The sequence below is a fragment of the Serratia sp. CY84636 genome, assembly GCF_052166245.1.
Lineage (GTDB): Bacteria > Pseudomonadota > Gammaproteobacteria > Enterobacterales > Enterobacteriaceae > Serratia > Serratia nevei.
On sequence record NZ_JBJNOX010000001.1, the window covers coordinates 815192 to 831891 of the forward strand.

17 protein-coding genes are annotated in these 16700 nt (G+C 60.4%); 10 read left to right on the forward strand and 7 right to left on the reverse strand.

Annotation, left to right across the window (positions count from 1 at the left end; genetic code table 11):
- The first annotated feature begins 110 nt into the window (after window positions 1-110).
- On the forward strand, window positions 111-1211 hold the full coding sequence (locus tag ACJ8QI_RS04065) for a PQQ-dependent sugar dehydrogenase (RefSeq protein WP_087762233.1): 1101 nt from the start codon (window positions 111-113) through the stop codon (window positions 1209-1211).
- A 13-nt stretch (window positions 1212-1224) separates the two neighbouring features.
- Here ACJ8QI_RS04065 and ACJ8QI_RS04070 read toward each other — a convergent pair whose 3' ends face one another.
- The gene (locus ACJ8QI_RS04070) at window positions 1225-1845 is read right to left on the reverse strand and encodes a glutathione S-transferase family protein (protein WP_048233208.1); all 621 of its coding nucleotides are present in this window, start codon (window positions 1843-1845) and stop codon (window positions 1225-1227) included.
- An 89-nt stretch (window positions 1846-1934) separates the two neighbouring features.
- Window positions 1935-2591: an HAD family hydrolase gene (locus tag ACJ8QI_RS04075; RefSeq protein WP_004938759.1), complete on the reverse strand. Its 657-nt coding sequence runs from the start codon at window positions 2589-2591 to the stop codon at window positions 1935-1937.
- Window positions 2592-2698: 107 nt separating this feature from the next.
- On the opposite strand from ACJ8QI_RS04075, the gene ACJ8QI_RS04080 reads away from it, so the two are divergent.
- Both ACJ8QI_RS04080 and ACJ8QI_RS04085 read left to right on the forward strand, forming a co-directional pair.
- On the forward strand, window positions 2699-2935 hold the full coding sequence (locus ACJ8QI_RS04080; protein WP_072271032.1) for a hypothetical protein: 237 nt from the start codon (window positions 2699-2701) through the stop codon (window positions 2933-2935).
- Window positions 2880-3902 carry an isopenicillin N synthase family dioxygenase gene (locus ACJ8QI_RS04085; protein WP_442532132.1) on the forward strand — a complete coding sequence of 341 codons (1023 nt, stop codon included), beginning with the start codon at window positions 2880-2882 and terminating at the stop codon, window positions 3900-3902. The genes ACJ8QI_RS04080 and ACJ8QI_RS04085 overlap by 56 nt, the downstream gene beginning before the upstream one ends.
- A gap of 59 nt (window positions 3903-3961) precedes the next feature.
- On the opposite strand, the gene ACJ8QI_RS04090 is transcribed toward ACJ8QI_RS04085, so the two are convergent.
- Together ACJ8QI_RS04090 and ACJ8QI_RS04095 are read right to left on the reverse strand one after the other, a co-directional pair.
- Window positions 3962-5107 carry a trans-sulfuration enzyme family protein gene (locus tag ACJ8QI_RS04090; RefSeq protein WP_442532106.1) on the reverse strand — a complete coding sequence of 382 codons (1146 nt, stop codon included), beginning with the start codon at window positions 5105-5107 and terminating at the stop codon, window positions 3962-3964.
- Window positions 5108-5119: 12 nt separating this feature from the next.
- Window positions 5120-6487, reverse strand: coding sequence for a pyridoxal-phosphate dependent enzyme (locus tag ACJ8QI_RS04095; protein WP_197756799.1), 1368 nt, complete (start codon window positions 6485-6487; stop codon window positions 5120-5122).
- Between the two features lie 466 nt (window positions 6488-6953).
- On the opposite strand from ACJ8QI_RS04095, the gene ACJ8QI_RS04100 reads away from it, so the two are divergent.
- A complete protein-coding gene (locus ACJ8QI_RS04100; RefSeq protein WP_038881127.1) occupies window positions 6954-8159 on the forward strand; it encodes a serine hydrolase in 1206 nt (401 codons plus the stop codon).
- A 100-nt stretch (window positions 8160-8259) separates the two neighbouring features.
- Here ACJ8QI_RS04100 and ACJ8QI_RS04105 read toward each other — a convergent pair whose 3' ends face one another.
- The 3 genes from ACJ8QI_RS04105 to ACJ8QI_RS04115 form a co-directional block, all read right to left on the reverse strand.
- On the reverse strand, window positions 8260-8751 hold the full coding sequence (locus ACJ8QI_RS04105) for a fimbrial protein (protein ID WP_225528983.1): 492 nt from the start codon (window positions 8749-8751) through the stop codon (window positions 8260-8262).
- Window positions 8752-8770: 19 nt separating this feature from the next.
- Entirely contained in the window at window positions 8771-9688 is a 918-nt protein-coding gene (locus tag ACJ8QI_RS04110; RefSeq protein ID WP_072265445.1) for a fimbrial protein, read from the reverse strand.
- 141 nt (window positions 9689-9829) lie between these two features.
- Window positions 9830-10150 (reverse strand): hypothetical protein, encoded by a 321-nt coding sequence (locus tag ACJ8QI_RS04115; protein WP_047728024.1) that lies wholly within the window; start codon window positions 10148-10150, stop codon window positions 9830-9832.
- Between the two features lie 665 nt (window positions 10151-10815).
- Here ACJ8QI_RS04115 and ACJ8QI_RS04120 point away from each other — a divergent pair.
- From ACJ8QI_RS04120 to ACJ8QI_RS04145, 6 genes are all read left to right on the forward strand, one after another.
- On the forward strand, window positions 10816-11337 hold the full coding sequence (locus ACJ8QI_RS04120; RefSeq protein WP_025302212.1) for a fimbrial protein: 522 nt from the start codon (window positions 10816-10818) through the stop codon (window positions 11335-11337).
- Window positions 11338-11415: 78 nt separating this feature from the next.
- Window positions 11416-11952: a fimbrial protein gene (locus ACJ8QI_RS04125; RefSeq protein ID WP_060421578.1), complete on the forward strand. Its 537-nt coding sequence runs from the start codon at window positions 11416-11418 to the stop codon at window positions 11950-11952.
- Between the two features lie 46 nt (window positions 11953-11998).
- Window positions 11999-14533: an outer membrane usher protein gene (locus ACJ8QI_RS04130; RefSeq protein ID WP_442532107.1), complete on the forward strand. Its 2535-nt coding sequence runs from the start codon at window positions 11999-12001 to the stop codon at window positions 14531-14533.
- Window positions 14534-14614: 81 nt separating this feature from the next.
- Window positions 14615-15379, forward strand: a complete 765-nt coding sequence (locus ACJ8QI_RS04135; RefSeq protein ID WP_048321394.1) for a fimbria/pilus periplasmic chaperone — start codon at window positions 14615-14617, stop codon at window positions 15377-15379.
- 71 nt (window positions 15380-15450) lie between these two features.
- Window positions 15451-16089 carry a fimbrial protein gene (locus ACJ8QI_RS04140; protein WP_063989367.1) on the forward strand — a complete coding sequence of 213 codons (639 nt, stop codon included), beginning with the start codon at window positions 15451-15453 and terminating at the stop codon, window positions 16087-16089.
- Between the two features lie 50 nt (window positions 16090-16139).
- Window positions 16140-16694, forward strand: a complete 555-nt coding sequence (locus ACJ8QI_RS04145; RefSeq protein WP_100396930.1) for a fimbrial protein — start codon at window positions 16140-16142, stop codon at window positions 16692-16694.
- Window positions 16695-16700 lie beyond the last annotated feature (6 nt).

The window sequence follows — 16700 nt, forward strand, 5'->3', positions numbered from 1 at the left end:
TAACTTAAGCACACTGCGGCCAAAAGGCAACCTGTTGAAATGTAATGCAAACGACCGCGCCCGCTGAGTGGGCTACACTAAACGGGTCATTTCACCTCCAGGAGGATGCCATGCCCCGATTGACTTTGCTGGCCGGTTTGCTGCTGTGCAGCGGCCTGCTGCACGCCGCGCCGACGGTTAGCCAACTGCAAGACGGCCTGGAACACCCGTGGTCGCTGGCCTTTTTGCCGGCGGAACAAGGCCTGCTTATCACCGAGCGGCCCGGCCGGCTGCGGCTGTGGCAGCAGGGCAAAGGCCTGTCGCCGCCGATCGCCGGCGTGCCGCAGGTTTACGCCGAGGGGCAGGGCGGCCTGCTGGAGGTGTTGCCGGCCCCCGACTTCGCCGCCAGCCGACGGGTGTACCTCAGCTTCGCCGAACCGGGCGAGGGCGGCAAAGCCGGCACGGCGGTCGGCTACGGCCGTTTGAGCGAAGACGGCGCGCGGCTGGAAAACTTCAAGGTGATCTTCCGCCAGTTGCCCAAGCTGTCGGTCGGCAATCACTTCGGCGGCAAGCTGGCGTTCGACCGGCAGGGCTACCTGTTTATCGCGCTGGGCGAAAACAACCAGCGGCCGACGGCGCAGGAGACCGACAAGCTGCAGGGCAAGCTGGTGCGGCTGACCGCCGAAGGCGCAGTGCCGCCGGACAACCCCTGGGTCGGCCAGGCCGGCAAACGGCCGGAAGTTTGGTCCTACGGCCACCGCAATCCGCAAGGGCTGGCGCTGAACCCGTGGAGCGGCGCGATCTGGGAGCACGAGCACGGCCCGCGCGGCGGCGATGAGCTCAACCTCCCGCAGCCGGGTAAAAACTACGGCTGGCCGCTGGCCACCTACGGCATCAATTATTCCGGCCAGCCGATCCCGGAGGCCAGGGGGGAACGGGTGCCCGGCACCGAACAGCCGCTGCACTATTGGCGGGTTTCGCCCGGCCTCAGCGGCATGGCGTTTTATGACGGGCAGCGCTTCCCCGCCTGGCGGCACTCGCTGTTCATCGGCGCGCTGGCGCAAAAGGAGCTGATTCGCCTGACGCTGGAAGGCGACAAGGTGGTGGCGGAAGAGCGGTTGCTGGGCGATCGCGGCGAGCGCATTCGCGAGGTACGCAGCGGGCCGGATGGCTACCTGTATCTGCTGACGGACGAGCGGGACGGCAAGCTGCTGAAAGTCGGGGCGTCGTAACGCCCCGCAGCGATCAGGTGAGTTCGCTCATCACGCCGCGCTGGTAGGCGGGGCGAGCGCGCAGCTGCTGATACCAGCGCTCCATGTTCGGCCGCGAACGGCGGGCGATCGGCATCTCGAACCAGGCGTAGGCGAAGCTGCCGAGCGGAATATCGCCGAAGCCGAATGCATCGCCGGAGAGGTAAGGCTGATGTGCCAGCGCCTGTTCAATGACGTCGAAGTGTTTTTCCAGCGTGGCGATCGCCGCTTCGATTTTCGCCATGTCGCGCAATTCCGGCGCGGTGCGGATCAGGCCCCAAAAGACGATGGTGAAGGCCGGGACGATGGTCGAGGTGGTCCAATCCATCCACTTCTCGGCGGCGGCGCGTGCCTGCAGATCTTGCGGATAGAACGTCGCGTCGCCGAATTTCGCCGCCAGGTAGCGCACGATGGTGTTGGATTCCCACAGCACGAAGTCATCGTCCTGCAGCAGCGGCACCAGGCCGTTCGGGTTCAGCGCGCGGTAACTCTCTTCGTTCACCTTACCGAACGCGCCGCCGGCGTTGATGTGGGTATAGCTCAGCCCCAGTTCGGCGGCGCACCACAGCACCTTCCTGACGTTGTTCGAATTCTCACGACCCCAAATGGTCAGCATGGGATAACTCCGTTAGCGGATTAAAGACCCTTAATACCTACGCCACAACGCGCTTTTTGTCACACCGCAGGGCACTTTTTGCCTGCCGCTCAGCGCTCCCAGCGGCACACTTCCCAGCCGTGTTCCGCCGCCAGCGCGCTCAACTCGCTGTCGGGGTTGATCACCGTAGCGCTGTCGACGAATTGCAGCATCGCCTTATCGTTGAGGGAGTCGCTGTAGCCGTGGCTGTGTTCGAATTTCAGGTGCGGATGCTGCGCCAGCCAGTGTTGCAGGCGGATCACCTTGCCCTGTTGGTAGGTCATGGTGCCGTAGGTGTTGCCGGTGAAGCGGCCGTCGCTGATTTCCACGCCGATCGCCAGCGCATCGTCGGCGCCGAGCTGTTCGGCGATCGGCGCCACCAGGTGCTCGCCGGTGGCGGAGATCACCAGGATGCAGTCGCCGCGCTCGCGGTGCCACTGCAGGCGTTCACGGGCGGCGGGGTAGACGCGCGGCAGGATATCGCGGCGAATGTAGCGTTGCACCCAGCCGGCTACGGTTTGCACGCTCAGGCCGGTCAGCGGCGCCAGCGTGGCCTGCATATAGTCCTCCATCGACAGCTTGCCCTGATAATAGAGCTGCATCAGCTGCTGCTCTTGCAGTTCCAGCTCCGCCGGCGCGAATCCCTGGCCGACCAGCCAGCGGATCCACAGGCTGGCGCTGTCATCGTCAATCAGGGTTTCATCCAGGTCGAATAAGGCTAAATCCATCAGTATTTCTCCGGCAGGCAGGGTATGAGGTCGTTTACAGGATAGCGGATAGCGCCCATCGCCAGCCAGCGGCGTCGGCGAAATTGCGCAGAGCATAAGAAACATTGATGACGGTTTTGCGACAGTTTGTTGAACGTTTGCATAACTTAGAACGCAACAATATTGGCCGCCCCGGCGAGCGCGGTGATAACTATGAGGCAAACGCAGCCACCCGCTGGAGAGAGACAATGTTGATTATTCGCCTGTACGGCAGCCCGATCGCGATCGGGGAAGAAGAGGAACCGCATGATGACGCACCTGACGACGCTGAAGACGCTGCCGCTGCTGGATCTTTCGCAGCTTGACGGCGATGCGCGCCGGCGGCGCGCCTTTCTTGACGATTTGCGCGCGGCGGCCCGCGACGTCGGTTTTTTCTATCTGCGCGGGCACGGTGTGGACAGTGCGCTGAATGCGCGGCTGCAGCAGGGCGCGCGGCAATTCTTCGCGCTGCCGGAAGCCGACAAATTGGCGGTGCAGATGGTGCATTCGCCGCACTTTCGTGGTTACAACCGGGCGGCGGCGGAGCTGACGCGTGGCCAGCCGGACTGGCGTGAGCAGTTCGATATCGGCGCCGAACGCCCGGCGCTGACGCTGTCTGACGACACCCCGCGCTGGGCGCGTCTGCAGGGGCCAAACCAGTGGCCGGCGGCGCTGCCGACGCTGAAACCGCTGCTGCTGCAGTGGCAACAGGCGATGACCGCCATGTCGCTGCGGCTGCTGCGCGCTTTCGCTTTGGCGCTGTCGCTGCCGGAGCAGGCTTTCGATCGCTTGTACGGCGAGAAGCCCAACGAACACATCAAACTGATTCGCTACCCGGGGCGGGACGCTACCGCCAGCGCACAGGGCGTCGGCGCGCACAAGGACTCCGGCTTTCTCAGCTTCCTGCTGCAGGACGCGCAAAAAGGGCTGCAGGTGGAGGTGAGCGAAGGGCGGTGGATTGACGCCCAGCCGCGTGAGGACACCTTCGTGGTGAACATCGGCGAGCTGCTGGAGCTGGCGACCAACGGCTATCTGCGCGCCACGGTGCACCGGGTGGAAACGCCGCCGGCGGGGCGCGACAGGCTGTCGATCGCCTTCTTCCTCGGCGCGCGCTTGGACGCGGTGGTGCCGTTGTATCAACTGCCGCCGCAGTTGGCGGCGCAGGCGCGCGGCCTGGCCAGCGATCCGCTCAATCCGCTGCTGCGCGACGTGGGGTATAACTACCTGAAAGGCCGCATCCGTTCCCACCCCGATGTGGCACAGCGCTTTTATCGGGACGTCATCGGCGTCTGAACATCAGGCACAAAAAAGCCCGGCGCGCCGGCCGGGCTGATGGCGATTGATTCGGGCGATTATTCCGCCAGCGCCTGCTGCAGATCGGCGATCAGATCTTCCACATCCTCAATCCCCACCGACAGGCGTACCAGCTGCGGCGTGATGCCGGTTGCCAGGCGCTGTTCCAGCGGAATGGAGGCGTGCGTCATGCTGAACGGCTGGCTGATCAGGCTTTCCACGCCGCCCAGGCTTTCCGCCAGGGTGAACAGGTGCGAGCGCTGGATGACCCGGCGCGCATAGGCGTCGTCGCCTTTCAGCCGTACCGAAATCATGCCGCCGAAGCGCGTCATCTGGCGTGCCGCCAGCGCATGCTGCGGATGGCTCGGCAGGCCGGGATAGTAGACGTTTTCCACCTGCGGCTGGCTCTCCAGCCACTGGGCGATGCGCAGCGCGCTGTCGCTGTGGCGCTGCATGCGCAGGGCCAGGGTGCGAATGCCGCGCAGCGTCAGGAAGCTGCTGAACGGATCGAGAATGCCGCCGACCGCGTTTTGCAGGAAACCGAGCTGCTCCGCCAGCGTCGGGTTATCCCCCACCGCCGCGACGCCGGCCACCACGTCGGAGTGACCGTTGAGGTATTTGGTGGCGGAGTGCACCACCACGTCAAAGCCCAGATCCAGCGGACGCTGCAGATACGGCGAAGCGAAGGTATTGTCCGCCACGCTGATTAGCTGATGCTTTTTGGCGATCGCGGCGATGGCGCTCAGATCCGCCAGTTTCAGCAAGGGGTTGGTCGGGGTTTCCACCCAGATCATTTTGGTATCCGGCTCGATCGCCTGTTCCAGCCCGGCGAGATCCGCCGGTGACACGTAGGTGACGCGCAGGCCGGCGGTGCGGCTGCGCACCTTTTCCAGCAGGCGATAGGTGCCGCCGTACAGGTCGTCCACCGCGATCAGGTGGCTGTCTTTATCGAGCAGCTCCAGCACCGTGGAACAGGCCGCCAGGCCGGAGGCGAAGGCGTAGCCGCGGCTGCCGCCTTCCAGTTCGGCGATGGCGCTTTCCAGCGCGGTGCGCGTCGGGTTGGCGCTGCGGGAATATTCGTAGCCGGTATGCTCGCCCGGTGCCGGTTGGGCGTAGGTGGAGGTGGCGTAAATCGCCGGCATCACTGCTCCGGTCGCGTCCGGGGTGTAACCGGCGTGAACGGTCAACGTATCAAACTTGGCCATAATGGGTCCTTATTAACGTAATTTTTGGCGCCAGGCGTTAAGCACGTCTGTGCGGGTAATCAGGCCGAGGAAGCGCTCGCCGTCGAGCACTACCGCGACGTGGCCATGGTTGAAGGTGGCCTGCAATTCTTCGTAGCCGGCTTCTTTTTGCAGCGTATGGACTTGCTTGGTCATCGCGCTACTGGCCGGCAGGCTGAAGTGGGCGGCGTCGGCCTGGACGGCGTTCAGCAGATCCCACTCATCGATCAGGCCGACCACCCGATCGCCTTCCAGCACTGGCAGCTGCGAGATGTCGTACAGCCGCATGCGGGCGTGCACGATCGCCAGCGTGTCGTCCGGCGCGGCAGAAACGGCCGCACCTTCGTCGTGGCGGTAGGCGATCAGATCGCGCAGATCGCCGTGCTGCGGTTTGCTCAGGAGACCCTGTTCCAGCATCCAGTGATCGTTATACATTTTAGACAGGTATTTGTTGCCGCTGTCGCAGACAAAGGTCACTACCCGCTTGGGTTCGGTCTGTGCGCGGCAGTAACGCAGTGCGGCGGCCAGCAGGGTGCCGGTGGACGAGCCCGCCAGCACGCCTTCCTTGCGCAGCAGATCGCGCGCGGTGGTGAAGGCTTCTGCGTCGCCGATGCGGTAAGCGTTGCGGACCTGGTCAAAGTCGCTGAGCGGCGGGACGAAGTCTTCGCCGATGCCTTCCACCAGCCAGCTGCCCGCTTCGCCGATGTGGCCGTTGTCGAGATAGTCCGCCAGGATAGAGCCGGCAGGGTCGGCCAGCACGAATTCCGTCTGCGGCGAAACGTCGGCGAAATAGCGGCTCAGCCCGCCCAGCGTGCCGCCGGAGCCGACGCCGACGACGATAGCGTCCACGTCATGCTCCATCTGCCGCCACAGCTCGGGGGCGGTGGTGGTGGTATGGGCCGCCGGGTTGGCCGGGTTGTTGAACTGATCGATATAAAAGGCGCCGGGGATCTCCCCGGCGAGGCGTTTGGCGTAATCCTGATAGTAAGCCGGATGCCCCTTGCCGACGTCCGAGCGGGTCAGCTGCACTTCCACGCCCAGTGCGCGCAGGTGGAAGATCTTCTCGCGGCTCATCTTGTCCGGCACCACCAGCAGCAGCTTATAGCCTTTCAGCGCCGCCACCAGCGCCAGTCCCAGGCCGGTATTGCCGGCGGTGGCTTCGATGATGGTGCCGCCCGGCTGCAGCTTGCCGTCGCGCTCGGCCTGTTCGATCATTGACAGCGCCACGCGGTCTTTGATCGAACCGCCGGGGTTTTGATTCTCCAGCTTGACGAACAGCCGGCACGGGCCGGTATCGAACTGGGTCAGTTCCAGCATCGGGGTATTGCCAATCATCTCGATGACGGAATGGGGGATCGCCATGACTCATCTCCAGGATTATTCGGTATAAAAGTCGTTATATGGATGATAGCGCTGAGGATAAGCGCTTTAAAAAGAACAAATAACGGTTCTATATGCCATTATGGAATATATTAATCTTTTTTAGACGTATAGATGCGCAGATGTTTAGCGGTGCAGATGCTTGGCCGTGTAGCCGTGGGTGGGCGCAAAAATGCGCGCCGCGATGCTTTTTTGAACGATAAGCGGGGGCCTGCGTACAGTTATGTAAAAATGCTGAAAATTCACGCTAAACCCTGCAAAAATAAGATAAATCACATAAACTCACAGCAAGGGCATTTTCGGTGCGTTGCGTTACCCGCTATGGGCGCCGCAGGGGGTTGCGGCCGGCACGCGCGCACCGGGCCACTCTCGCTGGTTGGCTTAAAACGTGAACATGTTTGAAAGTTAACGCTATTTCAATGGTTTGAATGGACACTCTGGCGACGTCATGATGAAAAAAAACTTATCCACTTCCCTGAAAAAACTGACCTTCAGCGTAGGCATCCTGTTGCTGGCCGCCCCGGCCGTGCACGCGGCCGAGCCGCCGGCGCCGCCGCAGGTAGACGCCAAGGCCTACATTCTGATGGATTACAACAGCGGCAAGGTGCTGACCGAAGGCAATGCCGACACCCGTCTCGATCCCGCCAGCCTAACCAAGATCATGTCCAGCTACGTGATCGGCCAGGCGATCAAGGCCGGCAAGATCAAGCCGGAAGACCTGGTCACCGTCGGCAAAGACGCCTGGGCGCCCGGTAACCCGGCGCTGCGCGGTTCTTCGCTGATGTTCATCAAGCCGGGCGATCAGGTGCCGGTACTGGAGCTGAATAAGGGCATCGTGATCCAGTCGGGCAACGACGCCAGCATCGCGCTGGCGGACTACGTGGCGGGCAGCCAGGATTCGTTCGTCGGCCTGATGAACAACTACGCCAAATCCCTGGGGCTGCAGAATACCCACTTCCTGACGGTGCACGGTCTGGATGCGGAAGGGCAGTACAGCACGGCGCGCGACATGGCGCTGCTGAGCCAGGCGCTGATCCGCGACGTGCCGGACGAATACGCGCTGCATAAAGAAAAAGAGTTCACCTTTAACAAGATCCGCCAGATTAACCGCAACCGCCTGCTGTGGAGCAGCAACCTGAACGTCGACGGCATCAAAACCGGTTACACCAGCGGCGCCGGCCATAACCTGGTGGCGTCGGCCACCGACGGCCCGATGCGTCTGATCTCGGTGGTGCTGGGCGCGCCGAGCGATCGCGTGCGCTTCAGCGAAAGCGAAAAGCTGCTGACCTGGGGCTTCCGCTTCTATGAAACCGCGACGCCGATCAAGGCCGATAAGCCGTTCGTCACCCAGAAAGTGTGGTTCGGCGACGTCAGCGAAGTGCCGCTCGGCGTGGCGAAAGACGCCTCGGTCACCATTCCGAAAGGGCAGATGAAAAACCTGAAGGCCAGCTACAAGCTGACCCAGCCGACGCTGGAAGCGCCGCTGGCGAAAAACCAGGTGGTCGGCACCATCGATTTCCAGCTGGACGGCAAGACCATCGAACAGCACCCGCTGGTGGTGATGCAAGAGGTGAAAGAGGGCAACTTCTTCAGCCGCATCTGGGATATGGTGATGATGAAGCTGAGCCAGTGGTTCGGCGGGATCTTCGGCTAAATACCCTGATGTGAGGCGCGCGCCCCGGGCGCAAGATTCTCGACCAAGCCGCAACGGAGACGTTGCGGCTTTTTTTTCGCGAGTTCCTGGGTCGCGGTGATTAAAAGTAGTCCACCAGCATGGTGGCGCCGCTGGTGAAATCGCCTTCCGCCAGGGTGACGGCGCTGTTTTTCACCGGCACTGCATCAAGCGTCGGCGGATTGGCGTAATCGATGTTCAGCGGCGTATTGATGGCGAAGGCCTTACCGTTGGCCAACAGCTTGATGCCCAATCCATTGACGCTGCTGGTTAACACGCTGCCGTCGAAGGCCGCCGCGCCGCCCATGATCTTCATTTTCAGCTGGCGGCTGTTATCCAGAAACTCGCATTTGATGCTGTAATCGATGCGTTGCATATAGCGATTGCCGTCGATGCGCTTGATGCCGACCTTGCCGAAGTCGATATCGATGGTGCGCCCGTCATTGATCACGCAAGGCGGAGGCGCCACCACGGTGGCGGTGATGTTGACCTTGGTGCCCTGGTCGGCGGCCTGGGTGGTGGCGCTGATCAGGCTCAGCGACCACAGCAGAGCGCAGCGCGTTTTTTTCGTCATGTTCATTCTGGCTCCCGTTTCAAGGTGCGCTGAAGATCAGCGTGGCCGAGCCTGACAGCGGGCCGGTGGCGATGCTGGTGTAAGGCACATTGTTCTTCACCGGCACAAAGGTTACGGTGTCGTTGCCCAGCCCGTTGACGATGCGCGTTCTGAAGGCATTGTTGGGCTTTACCACCGCGCCGTTGTACACCATGGCCACGCCGACGTTAGGGTTGCTGGTTTTGATAAAATCGCTGGAGAAGCCACTGGCGTCGCTGACCATGCGGATCAGAATATCCTGCGTCGCGCTCTGGTCGTCGCATTGGTAGCTGAGCGCCTTGTCCTGTTTGATTTGGGCGTCGCTGGCGCTTTGAGTCAGAAAGTCCTGGCGGATCTGACCAAAGTCGACGTTAATTTGCTGGCCGTTGTTGATGGTGCAACTGGTGGTGACGAAGTAGGCGTCGTTGTCGGCGATCAGGCGCCAGCGATAAACGCCGCACTGCGGGCAACCCGGCTGATCGTTGGTCTGAATAAAGTTTATTTGGCCGATGACGTCGCCCTTGTTCACCTTGATGTCCGGCGTTGGGAAACGGTTCAACACGATATAGACCCGGATGGCGACCGACTGGGTCTGTAACCCGGTAAGGCTGAGTACGCTGATACCTGATGGCACCGGAGAGTTGTAATCGCTGCCGTTGATGGTGGTACCGCTGCCGATGGTGCCAAAAATCGCACTGTTCATCGACAGCGCCGGGCTGTCGGTTTTGAGATAGTCATACCAGCTCGCGACGTCGTTTTTACAGGTGACCTGGCTGACGTTGACGATTTCGTTTTTGCCATAAGAAAGCTGTGGCCCGATGCGTACCCGGACGTCAACCGGCGTGGTCGAGCCCCCGGGTGGAATCAGTCCGCCATCGGACGTGCGGCAGGTAAATGCGTTGGCATTGCCAAGCAGCATGAAGAAAGATAATGCCAGGCAGCAACGTAAAAATAGCAGGGCTGTTTTTCTCACGATAATATCCCAATATATATAAATAGTGTGCGGCATTACTCCGCAATGAAATATCGCCAATCAGGCCGGTTGGCCATATTTATTCCGTTAAAGGGGAGTGAGGGCATCTCTGTTGGGGATGCCGTCGTTATCACCGTTCAGCAACGCGGTGGGATACCACCTCAACGAGTTGTTGATAGAGCCGTCCGTCACAATCACTTTTTGCCGGGCGACAAGATCCAACAACAGCCGCCGAGCCCGGTAAACACCGACGTTGACGGCATTGGCCAGTTGCCGCGTCGATAGCCATTGCTGCGGCGGCGGCAGACCGGCGACGGGGCACTTGCGGGGTGACTGCGCAAATAATGTTTGCAGCAGATCGTGCTGCAATTGCCGTATTTCCTTTTGTTTCGGAGATAACGCTTCCATAGCACTTCCTCTGTATTCCGATTGCCGTATTCCTAAGAAAAAACAAACTTTCGCTGCCTACCAACAACGAGGTAAAACGCGAACAAAGAAAAATCCTATCTATTTATCAGGATTGAAAAAAAAGGCGTTGCCCGCCCCGTTTTTACCTATACCAAGGCAGGGGTGGCGTCACGCTGAAACCTAAAATTTTGGTTTATTATATTCACAAAGTGCCACTTTGCGATCTGATTACTTGGGAATCACAGAAAAACAGGATATTGCTCTATAAAAGCATCTTTTACGATCTATGAGCCTAAAAATAACAGTAAATTAACTTCAATTAGGAAATAAATTGCGAATGTTCGCCTTGATCAAAAAAAGCCTTTTTTTGCTTGGAGGCATTTGCCAGAATATTCATCGCCGAACAAGAAGGGCGGATTAGAAAGTATTGGTCTCTGCTTGTTGTGATTTTGTTTATTTTTATATGACGAATTCATTAATGGGTGGGCCGCTGCGAGCTTGCCGTAATCGACATGTTTATTGTCGGTGCCTTTGGGTTTTGGCAGTTAACCAACCAGCAAGATGCTAAAGAATCAGGGCGGCGCATATATAAGCGCGAGCGGGTTTCCTGTTGCTCTTTTTCTTGATTGGAATATGCATTTTTTCTTATAAGGAATATAGGTTCTATGAAACTTAACAAAATCATGATGGCTGCAGTGATTGCATTTGGCGCAAGTTCTTTTGCACAGGCAGCCGATCAGGGACACGGTAAGGTCACCTTCACGGGCTCTATTATTGATGCGCCATGCTCTATTGCACCCGAGTCGATCGATCAGACCGTAGATCTGGGCCAGGTTTCCAACGTGGCGTTGAAAAACGGCGGCAAATCCAACCCGCGTCCGTTTGAAATCAAACTGGAGCAGTGTGATATCACCACGCTGAAAACCGTTAAAACCACCTTCAGCGGCGTAGCGTCGTCCACCGACAAGGATCTGTTGGGTATCGCGGGTACCGCCAGCGGCGCCGGCGTAGCCATCTCTTACAATGGTCAGCCGATCAAACTGGGTGAAGCGACTACCGCGCAGACCCTGAACACCGGCAACAATACCCTGCATTTCGCCGCCTACCTGCAGGGTGAAGGCGCTTCCGCCGCCATCGTTCCGGGCGATTTCACTGCCGTAGCCGATTTCACCCTGGCTTATCAGTAAGTGAGTCCGAAGGCTTAATCAACCAGGCATGGGGTTCGCCGCATGCCTGGTGAATCTCCCTGTCAAAGGAATGTCGCGATGTTTTTACCAAGGAATCGAGCGGGTGCCGTTCTTTTGGCGTCGTTGGCGTTTGCGCCCGGCTATGCAATTTCCGCCGCGCAGGGGTGGGGCAAAGTCAACATGCACGGCGCCATTATCGACACCGCCTGCGCCATTGCTGCCGGCAGCCGCGATCAGACGATCGATATGGACACTATTCCTCTCGGACAGATCATTCGTGACGGCCAGGGGATGACCAAACCTTTCAGTATCGAATTGGTCAATTGCATTTTGGAACGGCCGGAAAACAAGCCTGACTGGAAATTCTTTCAGGTCACGTTTGATGGTTATGCGGAAGGTGCTCTGTTTGGCGTACAGGGCGATGCGCGCGGCGTTGCCTTGGAGATAAAAGACAGCAGCGGCACGGCGGTTATTCCAGGGAAACCTTTGCCGATGGAGGGAATAATACCGGGAAACCGAGTGCTGAATTATTCCATGACGTTGATGCCGAATCACCAGCCGTTGAAGGTGGGAGCGTATTTTTCCACAGTGCGTTTTAAGCTGGATTATTTTTGATTTTTTCTCGTACTGACGGTTAATTCGTTATTGAAAGGACTTTATTATGCTTTCACCGGCAGGGAAGTTATTTCGTCTTCAGGCCTTGGGGCTTTGCGTTGCCCTTTCTCTGGGAAATCCAATCGCGTTGGTCTATGCCGCCGACGTGATTCAATTCAATACCGACGTATTGGACATCAACGATCGTAAAAATATCGATCTGAGCCAATTTACGCGCAGCGGCTACATCATGCCGGGCGTTTATACCATGGTGGTGCACGTCAATAAGAACGATCTGCCGGAACAGCCGGTAACGTTTATGGCGCCCGAGAGCGATCCAAAAGGCAGCGAAGCCTGTCTTTCGCCAGAATTGGTCAACCAACTGGGGCTGAAAGAAAAACTGTTAAGCACGCTGAATTGGACGCACGGCGGCCGTTGCCTTGACGCTTCCAGTCTGGCGGGGATGGAAGCCCGCGGCGATCTTGCCAGCTCCTCACTGTATCTGAACATTCCTCAGGCCTATCTGGAATACAGCTCGGAAAACTGGGACCCGCCTTCGCGCTGGGATGACGGTATTCCCGGGCTGCTGTTTGACTATAACGTCAACGCCCAAACGCAAAAGCATCAGAAAGGCGGCAGCAGTTACAGCCTGAGCGGCAACGGTACCGGTGGCGCCAACCTGGGCGCCTGGCGTCTGCGCGCCGACTGGCAGGCCAACCTCAACCATCAGACCGGTTCTTCTCAGCCTACCGATAAACAGTTCGACTGGAGCCGCTATTACGCCTACCGGGCGATCCCGGCGCTGCGTTCGCGGCTGACGATGGGTGAGGATTACCTGAACTCCGACATTTTCGACAGCCTGCGCTTTACCGGCGTCAGTCTGCGATCCGACGACAGCATGTTACCGCCCAACCTGCGCGGCTATGCGCCGGAAGTGACCGGCGTGGCGAAAACCAACGCCAAGGTGGTGGTCAGCCAGCAGGGGCGCGTGCTGTATGAAACGCAGGTGGCGGCGGGGCCGTTCCGCATTCAGGACATCAACGATGCGGTTTCCGGCGAGCTGGACGTGCGCGTCGAAGAGCAAGACGGCAGCGTGCAGGAGTTCAAGATGAACACCGCCAACATTCCTTATCTGACGCGGCCGGGTACGGTGCGTTACAAGCTGGCGACGGGCAAACCGTCGGAGTGGGGGCACCATCTGCGCGGGCCGATGTTCGGCACCGGCGAGTTCTCCTGGGGGATCAGCAACGGCTGGTCGCTGTACGGCGGGGGCATCGCCGGCGGCGATTACAACGCGCTGTCGCTGGGGATCGGGCGCGATCTGATGGCGCTGGGGGCGCTGTCATTCGATGCCACGCAGTCGCGTGCGCGTTTGCCGCAGGATGGCACGCTGACCGGCGGTTCGTACCGGCTGAGCTATTCGAAGAACTTCGATGAATACGACAGCCAGGTCACCTTCGCCGGTTACCGCTTCTCCCAGGAAGATTTCATGAGCATGGGGGACTACCTGGATGCGCGTTACGAAGGGGGGCGCAGCGGCAAGAGCAAGGAGATGTACACCATCACCTTCAACAAGCAGTTCCGCGAGCTGGGGCTGAGCACCTATCTCAACTATAGCCACCAAACCTACTGGGATCGGGCGCCGAACGATCGTTACAACCTGATGGTATCGCGCTACTTCGACATCGGCGATTTCAAGAACGTCAGCGTGTCGCTGTCGGCCTATCGCAACCGTTACAACGAGCGCAACGACGACGGGATGTATCTGTCGCTGTCGCTGCCCTGGGGCAGTGCAGGCACGCTCAGTTACAACATGACGCTCGATCGCGAAGAGAACGCTCACCGGGTCGGGTACTACAACCGGGTCGATGAACACAACAACTATCAGATCAGCGCCGGCGCCGCACGCAGCGGAGCGACGGCCAGCGGTTATTACAGCCATCAGGGCGACATGGCGCAGATCAACGCCAACGCCAGCTACCAGGCCGGCCGCTACAGCGCCGTCGGCATCGGTGCGCAGGGCGGCCTGACGATGGCGGCGGAAGGGGCGGTGCTGCACCGCGTCAACACGCCGGGCGGGACGCGCTTGCTGCTCGATACCGAAGGCGTCGCCGGTGTGCCGGTGCGCGGCTACGGCAGTACGGTGCTGACCAACCGTTACGGCAAGGCGGTGGTGGCGGATGTAAATAGCTACTACCGCAACAAGGCCAGCATCGATCTCAACAGCCTGAGCGACAACGTCGAGGCGACGCGTTCCGTGGTGCAGGCCACGTTGACCGAGGGGGCCATCGGCTACCGCAAGTTTGAAGTGATTGCCGGTGAGAAGGCGATGGCGATCGTCAAGCTGGCGGACGGCAGCGAGCCGCCGTTTGGTGCCACGGTGCTGAATGCCCGCAAACAGGAGACCGGCATCATCAATGACGGCGGCAGCGTTTACCTGTCCGGCCTTAACCCCGGCGAGCGCATGAGCGTGCACTGGAACGGCGCGGCGCAGTGTGAAATCCAGCTGCCGTCGCCGCTGCCGGCCGAAATGTTGATGAACACGTTGCTGCTGCCTTGCCGTCCTCTTACCGGCAGCAAGCCGGCGGCTGACGCCAACTGACATACACCCGGCGGAGCCCGCTCCGCCGCTAAACCGCCGGAGCGGGCTCGTCCGCTTCCGGCCGACTGGAACCGTGAAGACATGATGAATCTGACTATGACCAGAAAGACCGTTTTCCTTGTGGGCCCGCTCGCCGCCGCGTTGACGATCGGCGCGGTCAGCCTGCCCGCTCATGCGGCTATCGCGCTGGATCGCACGCGCGTGATTTTCGACGGCGACCTGAAAACGGTCAGTCTCAACATCAGTAACCAGAACAAACAGTTGCCGTATCTGGCGCAGGGATGGATCGAAGACGATCGCGGCAACAAAATCCAAAGCCCTTTCACCGTGCTGCCGCCGGTGCAACGGGTGGAGCCGGGTAAACCGAGCCAGGTGAAGATCCAGTCGCTGCCGGCCGCGCGTCAGCTGCCGCAGGACAGGGAGACGCTGTATTACTTCAACCTGCGCGAGATCCCGCCGCGCAGCAATAAGCCGAACACGCTGCAGATAGCGCTGCAGACGCGCATCAAAATGTTTTATCGCCCGGCGGCGCTCGCCCCGAAAAAGAACGCCGCACCGTGGCAGGAGCAGCTGACGCTGACCCGGCAGGGCGACAAGTACGTGGTGAACAACCCGACCCCTTATTACGTGACGATCGTTGAGGCGAGCGCCGGCAAGGGCGGAAAAGGAGCGGCGGGCTTTGAACCGCTGATGGTGGCGCCGAAGGCCAGTGCCCCGCTGAACGTCTCCGCCGCGAGCCTCGGCAACGGCCCGTCGCTGGCATACATCAACGATTACGGTGGGCGGCCGCAGTTGAACTTCCGCTGCGCCGGCAATGCCTGCCAGGTCGTGCCGGTCGCCAAATGACGATCCGCGCGCAAGCAGGGAAGACAGAGTGAATACAGCGGAGTGAACGAATCATGCAACGAAAGATCCCCATGCTGTTGGGAAAGGCCTATGAACGTCATCAGCGACGCACTATCGGCCTGACGGTATTGGCCGCGCTGATGGTACCGCTGACGGCAGGCACGATGCTGATGCTGATGCCGCCGGCCCGCGCGGTGGACAACTGGGACGTGGAGGGCGCGAACGGCACGCTCCACGTCTACGGCGCGTTGACGGAAAGCGCCTGCAGTCTGGAAATGACCACCGCTCGTCAGGAAGTGTGGCTGGGGGAGACGGGGACGGCGCACTTCCAGCGCCCGGGCGATCGCGGCACGCCGGTGGCGTTCGAGCTGACGCTGAAAGACTGTCTGCGGGCGCCGGCGAGCAACCGCGACGCCTGGACCGGGGTTCTGGCCTGGAGCGGCAGTCAACCTGCGGTGTCCGTGGCGTTTGCCGCGCCTGCGGATGACGACGCGCCGGGTTTGGTCAGGGTGGCCGGCGTCACCGGCTTGGGGCTGCAGTTGGCGGATGCCAGCGGCCTGCCGGTGCGCCTCGGCGCGCGTAACAAACCGATCTTGCTGACGCCGGGGCAAAACACCCTGACGTATACGGTGACGCCGGTGCGAACCCCGGCGACGCTGAGCGCCGGCGCCTACCGTGCGGCGATCGATTTCCGCCTTTATTACGACTAATACGCCGCTTGCGTCGGACCGGCGCAAGCACAACCAAAGGGAGTGGCGACATGCGCGCGACAGAGACGAACCGGCGCCGGAGCGCGCTGTTGGGGGCAGGCATGGTCATGGCGGCCGGCATGATGGCGCCGCCGGCGACTGCGGCGGAAAACATGCGCTTTCACGGTACGCTGGTAGCCGAGCCGTGCGTCATTCAGCCGGGAGATGAGGATATCCAACTGGATTTCGGCACCATCGTCGACAAATACCTGTATCTGAACACCCGCACCCATAGCCAAAGCTTCGCGTTGCACCTGACCGAGTGCGATCTCAGCCTGGGCAATACGGTGGCCATCACGTTTACCGGCACCGAGAACGCTAAGCTGCCCGGCCTGTTGGCGCTGGATGCCGGCAGCCTGGCCTCGGGGATCGGCATCGGGCTGGAGGACAGCACCGGCAAGGCGCTGCCGCTCAATCGCGCCAGCGATAAATTCCGCCTGAATGCCGGTAACACCACGCTCACGCTGCAGGCCTATGTGCAGGGGGAGCCGGAGGCCATCCAAACGAAGTCCATCGGCCGCGGCACCTTCAGCGCGGTGGCCACTTTTACGTTGGAATATGAATAAGCGTCT